The organism is Nitrospirota bacterium, from assembly GCA_020846775.1.
Classification (GTDB): domain Bacteria; phylum Nitrospirota; class 9FT-COMBO-42-15; order HDB-SIOI813; family HDB-SIOI813; genus RBG-16-43-11.
Window position 1 is genome coordinate 1 of sequence record JADLDG010000084.1, and the last position, 6,139, is coordinate 6,139.

5 protein-coding genes and 2 pseudogenes are annotated in these 6,139 nt (G+C 41.9%); 2 read left to right on the top strand and 5 right to left on the bottom strand.

The genetic code is table 11. From position 1 onward, the window contains the following. Window positions 1-489: pseudogene (locus IT392_10105) on the top strand (cell division protein FtsH). Between the two features lie 175 nt (window positions 490-664). Here the strand turns inward: IT392_10105 and IT392_10110 are convergent. The 5 genes from IT392_10110 to IT392_10130 form a co-directional block, all read right to left on the bottom strand. After that, entirely contained in the window at window positions 665-1,621 is a 957-nt protein-coding gene (locus tag IT392_10110; protein ID MCC6544837.1) for an RNA-directed DNA polymerase, read from the bottom strand. Window positions 1,622-1,763: 142 nt separating this feature from the next. Beyond that, window positions 1,764-2,465 carry a DUF3800 domain-containing protein gene (locus IT392_10115; protein ID MCC6544838.1) on the bottom strand — a complete coding sequence of 234 codons (702 nt, stop codon included), beginning with the start codon at window positions 2,463-2,465 and terminating at the stop codon, window positions 1,764-1,766. A gap of 130 nt (window positions 2,466-2,595) precedes the next feature. Next, window positions 2,596-3,531, bottom strand: a complete 936-nt coding sequence (locus tag IT392_10120) for a restriction endonuclease (protein ID MCC6544839.1) — start codon at window positions 3,529-3,531, stop codon at window positions 2,596-2,598. After that, window positions 3,524-5,143, bottom strand: coding sequence for an Eco57I restriction-modification methylase domain-containing protein (locus tag IT392_10125; GenBank protein ID MCC6544840.1), 1,620 nt, complete (start codon window positions 5,141-5,143; stop codon window positions 3,524-3,526). Before IT392_10125 ends, IT392_10120 begins: the two co-directional genes overlap by 8 nt. Continuing rightward, window positions 5,140-5,673, bottom strand: coding sequence for a DUF1643 domain-containing protein (locus tag IT392_10130; protein ID MCC6544841.1), 534 nt, complete (start codon window positions 5,671-5,673; stop codon window positions 5,140-5,142). The genes IT392_10125 and IT392_10130 overlap by 4 nt, the downstream gene beginning before the upstream one ends. Window positions 5,674-5,952: 279 nt before the next feature. On the opposite strand from IT392_10130, the pseudogene IT392_10135 reads away from it, so the two are divergent. Next, window positions 5,953-6,139, top strand: a pseudogene (locus tag IT392_10135) (AAA family ATPase).

The following is a 6,139-nucleotide window of genomic DNA, read 5'->3' on the forward strand; positions in this document are numbered from 1 at the left end:
AGCATTATCCCGCGAGGCATGGCAATGGGGGTCACACAACTCCTTCCTGAGGAAGACAGACATTATTATCCGCGAACCTATCTCATGAACAGATTGAGTGTAGCCCTCGCCGGAAGGGTCGCAGAAAGGCTGGTCTTTGACGACGTTAGCAGCGGCGCTCAGAATGACCTGAAGGAGGCAACATCACTGGCTGAGAAGATGGTTGCGCAATGGGGCATGAGTGACAAGGTCGGTCCTGTAAATCTCGGCCGTGGAGAAGAACATCCGTTCCTTGGCAGGGAACTGTCACTTCCTAAACGCTACAGCTAGGAGATGGCCTGGGTCATGGACCAGGAGATTCAGAAGATGATAATTGATGCGGAATCAAAGGCCACTGAGATATTGAGTGGAAAAAGAGATGCGCTTGATGCCCTTGCAGAAGCACTGATAAAGGAAGAAATCCTTGATAGGGCCGATGTGGAGAGGATAATTCAGGGGTCGAAAGAATAAAACATTCATCATCTTCCTTTCTCAAGTCAACAGCCCGATCATCCTGATCTTTGCATAAGGGCTGTCATTTTTTTGCACGACCCTGTGGATGCTCTTATCGAATTCTGATAACACCGCACTAATTGCGGAATTGCAGAAAGAATTAAGTACAATGTCCACGAAATCTCACAAACATCTATTTTACTATTTCAAGCCATTGTTCTTTTAACTTATAACCCAAAGGAGGCTCAACTGAGCATAAAAAACCAATCCAACCTTCAATTTTCCTCTTTTCAAATTCTTTTTTATACGGGCAACCTACTTTGTCAGCGAATATTCTTTCAAGATGATCCTCTATACCATATTTTTTTGAATAATAAAGAATTAGGCGCAATTGTTTTTTAATCTTTCGAGGAACTCTCGGTGACTCTGCGTCAAAAACAGTTAACCCTGTGACGTATTGATTTTGTCCACGCTTCATCATAACGAACTTCTCATTATTCATTCTAAAATTGTTTCTTCCAAGTATTACTTCAATCTCTTCACGTTGTGGACATGCATCACCTGAAAAGGTAATGTCATCCGCATAACGACTATAATTTATAGAATAACTCATAGCAAGGCTGTTTAGTTCCTCATCCATATCCTTACAAACCAAATTAGCAATTATCGGACTTGAGCTAGTACCTTGTGGTAAGTAGCCATTTATAGTACAAACTTTTGCCAAAATGGACGCAATCTCTGAGTTACAACCTATATGTTCAAAGACCCTTATGACCCTGTCCTGAGAAATTGACTCAAAGAAATCTTTAATATCCAAATTCAGTATACATTTCTTTGCCAAATGATGCCTTGCGTTTGTAGCTATAGACCTTCCCCGAACAAACCCCTGAACGTACTCAGGGAAGAAACATGCATATTCTAAGGCAGTAGAAATATTTTTTTGTAATAATCTAAGCTTAGGATTTAAAACCTTATAAACAACACGATAACTTCCAGCATTCTTTCTATTTTTTTTAGGTATTAGCATTCGGCTATAGTGTGAGACAGCCTCAGAAGGTGATTCAATGATTTTGAAATCGTCTTTGCTACAGCCAAATGATCTTGCTAAGTCATTAACATCACGGATTTTTGAGAACTTTATTTTTTTCATTTGAACACTATATTTTAAGTATGTAAAAAGCCGGGTGTGATAAGGTAGATTGTAATTGACTCTTAAACCGAACGCGAACTCGCGCCCTAACATTATCCACCCGGCATATAACTATAGATTTTACATTTTTTGTCAAGAATTTTCAAGGGAAAGGGTTCCTGCGAGAGTAAAATAAATTATTCTTAATGTCATGAATACATCGAATCTTATTTCTTAAATCCTCAAAATTCCTTTCAGAAAGGCTTTCCATCCCTGCCTCTTTTTCATTATCTAAATCTTTAAAGTGTGCACCAAAAATCCCACAAATATAATCTGCCATAGATAAGCAAGGCTCATCTTTACCAGCAGACCGAACAAAATATGAACCTTCAAAGACTTTTCTTTCAGACCGATCTATTTGAACAATCTTAGATTTAATTATAGCTCTTAGTGTCAAAATTCTATCCGCATTATTATTATGTTCTTCAAAGCATATATTTATTTCGTTCATTTTATGGTCACGAAGCCGATCGATAATAAGACGGTCAAAAAGTCGATCATAAGTTTCGTTAAAAGATCGGCATGTAACCGATGGATCAAAACAAATATAAGCCTGAAATGTCAGTATCTTCAAAAGTTCTATGAACTTATTTTTGATTTCAATGTGGTCACTAGTATAATGAAAACCAACACTGGGGAAATTACCTAAAATTCTTTCAAAACGGGGATCGTGAAGAATGTTTTCCCTCAATTCAGTAATTTTTGAACGAGCTTCTTCCAGATTATCAATAACAACACAACATAAAATAGCAATGCCTTCTGAACTGAAACCACTACCAGATTCATCTATAAAATAATATACCATTGTCAGTAAAGATTTTATGCTCCACGGCCAGCATTATACAGGAGCTTCTCAAAAATCAAAATCAGATTTATTTCTTTTTCTTTCCGCCTGCAATAGGAACGGTACAGGCCATAGCACTGAAAATGGGAGACTATCGCGGGCCGAGGAATTTATCTCCGTTGTAATGAATCATATGTTCAGGAAATTCAACAATCCACACTTCCGTATCCCATGCAATCTTCCTCACGTGTTTATTAAATTCCGAAAAATCCGGGAATGCACTGACGTATATCAGTCCGATATCGGCCTTGGTGAACATGCTGCTGAGTTCAACAGTCCGTTTCGGAGTCATCGGACCATGGGACGTGACGGCTTCAATTAGAAACAACCATTTTTTCTTTGAATCAAAAAGAACGACATCGGGAAGTTTGCCATGATCACTCAGTGAAATACCAAGGTCGCCCAAGTTCTGTTTATCAAGGATAAGATTCTTTCGGGAGGTATCGCCCATATAGAGGACGACAGACCCAGGTGCAAACCTTGGGGCAAACTGCTCAATAACGGCTGCCTGTACATCATTATGTTTTCCCGGGGATAATTTTAGTACAGTCCCATCAGCGAGCTTTACCGGCACCATTGTCTTTGAGCGTTTTTTATTATACATTGCAACAAGACTGCCCTGTTCTGATACGAGCTTTGTTGACTCATGTTTCCACATTGATGTTCCGTATGACCTGATCGCAGTCAGAGCTGGTTCTGCGATTGCATAGTGCGAACGAGGGCTGTTTGTTGGGAGCGAAGAGTCATCGGGATTGTATTCAGCAATCCCTGCCTGAACGAACTGATGGAGTACCTGGCGACGAAAGGTCTCTCTGGTGTTAGGGGCATAGTTTCTGCTGTAATGCCTGGCAACGAATTGCATAATGCCCTTTGTTACCGTGAGAGTCTGGCGTTTCGCTTTTTTCCATGAATCTTTTTCTTTCAAACCGCAGAGGGCCAGAAGGGTAAGGGCCGATATCTCGTTTTGCTGCTCTGCCGGCAGGCCTAGCATTTTCAGGATATCTCGAGCCTCTTCAATTTTACCCATTGACCACCCCCTTCATGACGAATTCCTGGGGTGGTTCCAGAAGGCTTACCATCAAATCTTCCGCATTCTCGGAAGACAGGTGATTCTTCATAATCATCCTGCCGGCTTCTCTGATTATTTCAAGAGGAGGGATCGGCATGTTTCGTAGCTCCGTAGCACTAATCTGCGTGTTCCCATTAAACGTTCTAAAATAGATATCAATAATTCTGCAATTGTAAAATGCAGCAAGACCGTATGCTTCTTCCGGTGTTAACTCCCCTTTGGGCCTGTAAATATAGTTCAGGTGGTTTTCAAGACCGAGCATGTGTGCCCCCAGAGTGTCCGCAAGCAGTGGGGCAGCAACCAGACGGCGGCGCTCCTCTTTGGGGCTGAACCGGCGCATGAGAACGTAATTGCGATCCGGCACCAAGAGCGACAAAGAATCAGCAGTTACCATGATATACTGCTGCTTTCTGGTTTCAACCGGCCATTGGGCGGACATGGGTTTTACGTTCTGCATCCACAAGAGTGGCGCGTACGTTTCCGCCCCCGTGTCCTTCTCAGCAAGGAAACGAACAGAGCGGAACGGCACAACCGGCCCGGTTGATATCTCCATCCCATAGTTATGGAGGCTTCCCTTCCATGAAGCGACCAGTTCTGCAATCGTTTCGTCTTCATCCGAAACAGGAATGTGTACAATATGATTTTTGCATAGAGGAAGAAGAACATTATCAAGCTGCACAACCCTCTTGATGGGAGTAGCGAGATCATCCGTGCCTCTACTGGATGATATAACGACCTTGGCGGCGTCTTTCTCCTTTTGTTTCTGTGTCAGTCTTCTGGCTTTTATTATAAGATGTTCCTGAAGAATCTCGTCTCTGCTGAACGTCTCAATCCTTGAGCCGAAAATATGAAAGACTTCTGGTCGGACGAGTGCAAAAAACTTTTCCCGGAAAAGTCTGAAATAAGGACCAGCGGTATAGCTTCTTGGAGTTATAAACACCAGCTCTCCGTCTGCCTTCAGCAGGGCTGCAGATACCGCCATGAACAATGCATAGATATTTGGTTGCCCATGCACCACCGATGCAGCAATGCGGGCGCGTGGGTCGTCCTTGGGTATCTTGAAATAGGGTGGATTGGAGATAACTACATCAAATGGTTCTTCAAGGCTGATGAACTGGGCAAAGGTTGTTTGCAAATCATCTAATGCACGTGCATTGGCCTGGACAAAGTCATTAGCTTCAATTGTATAAGTAAAAGTTATTTTTCGATCTTCTAACCATTTCTTCAAATAATCGAGACAACCATGGGTTGCCGGAATAAGTGCGTGGTCCATTTCATAAGCAACCAGAACAATGTTCATGGGCTTCTTTGGCTGGTTAGAAAGCTTTTCGCACAAGGCGCAGGCAAGTACGCCGGTACCCACACCCGGGTCTATGATCCGAACGTCATCTCCATTGAAGACCACCAAGCTGGCCATAAAATCCGCTATTGCCACAGGCGTCAGATATTGTCCGTACTTTTTCTTGTGCACGTCTGTCGCTGATTCCACATACCATCGCCCCACGCGGTCAGCGTATTCCGTCGGCCTCTCGTCAATAAAAGGTTGTGGTATGTAAGCATTGTGCGTCATGGATGTATTTTCTCTAAGTATTGGTGAATATTAAAAACTATTGGTTTTTCATTTGCATTCAAATATAACGGGTGGTGAGGATGTCCTGATTTTGATTCTTTTCCGATTGACACCCATTTACAGTCATACTTAATTGATAAGTTACAAATGTCTGTCAAGCACTTTATAAGAAAAGGTCTTTTCTCGATTAATGTTCCCCAGGCAGCCCAAATTATTGTTTTGTATCCTGAAATAATTCTTTCTATGAAAGCAAGGTTCTTTATGTGAATTTCATTGTCTATTTCAGGATGTATATTGTTTGGGTCAGTGGCTCTTTGCGGATAAACATTCATCATTATCCAACTATCAAAATCATTACTAATAGCTAATCTTTCAACAGATTTAAGAGTGTTATCGAGGTCGTCAGGTTTGGCGGTACTTGGATTAATACCCAAACAGAGCAGTGGTTCTGTTCCTTTAGTACCCAAGACATATCTTATTTGGTTGTCCTGATCATTTTCATATATCCATTTCTCTTTATCATATATCATCTCTTATTCTTTCGCTCTGTCGTAATAGGATTTTACTATTCTAAGGTTAAAGTAGCAGGATGAGATTTTACTGTCAATAGTGATGTTACCATTTCAAAATGTCACATTGTGTTTAGTGTGGAAGTGGTAATGATAACTTACGCCCAGCTTCAGGTACTGATAAGCCTCCCTCTATAACCAACTTCACCGATTCCTATCGAAAATCCTTTGTGTACCTCCCATTGGGAACCGTTTCCATGTGACTCCTCCGTTGTGTATAATACATTACTTTGGGGTCCACTTTTAGCATCTTACCTCACAGGAGAGGCCGGGGTTTCTTTTTACAGCATCAGCGCCTCAGAATTTATTGAGATGTTTGTTGGGGTTGGCGCCTCACGCGTCAGGGACATGTTCAAAAAGGCAAAGGAGTCTCAGCCAAGTATTATCTTTGTAGATGAGATTGATGCCGTGGGACGCACACGCGGTG

What these genes read in the sequence shown, in the direction of transcription:
- IT392_10110 (MCC6544837.1), bottom strand. Translation starts at nt 1,621, where the DNA reads ATGAAAAAAATAAAGTTCTCAAAAATCCGTGATGTTAATGACTTAGCA.
- IT392_10115 (MCC6544838.1), bottom strand. Translation starts at nt 2,465, where the DNA reads ATGGTATATTATTTTATAGATGAATCTGGTAGTGGTTTCAGTTCAGAA.
- IT392_10120 (MCC6544839.1), bottom strand. Translation starts at nt 3,531, where the DNA reads ATGGGTAAAATTGAAGAGGCTCGAGATATCCTGAAAATGCTAGGCCTG.
- IT392_10125 (MCC6544840.1), bottom strand. Translation starts at nt 5,143, where the DNA reads ATGACGCACAATGCTTACATACCACAACCTTTTATTGACGAGAGGCCG.
- IT392_10130 (MCC6544841.1), bottom strand. Translation starts at nt 5,673, where the DNA reads ATGATATATGATAAAGAGAAATGGATATATGAAAATGATCAGGACAAC.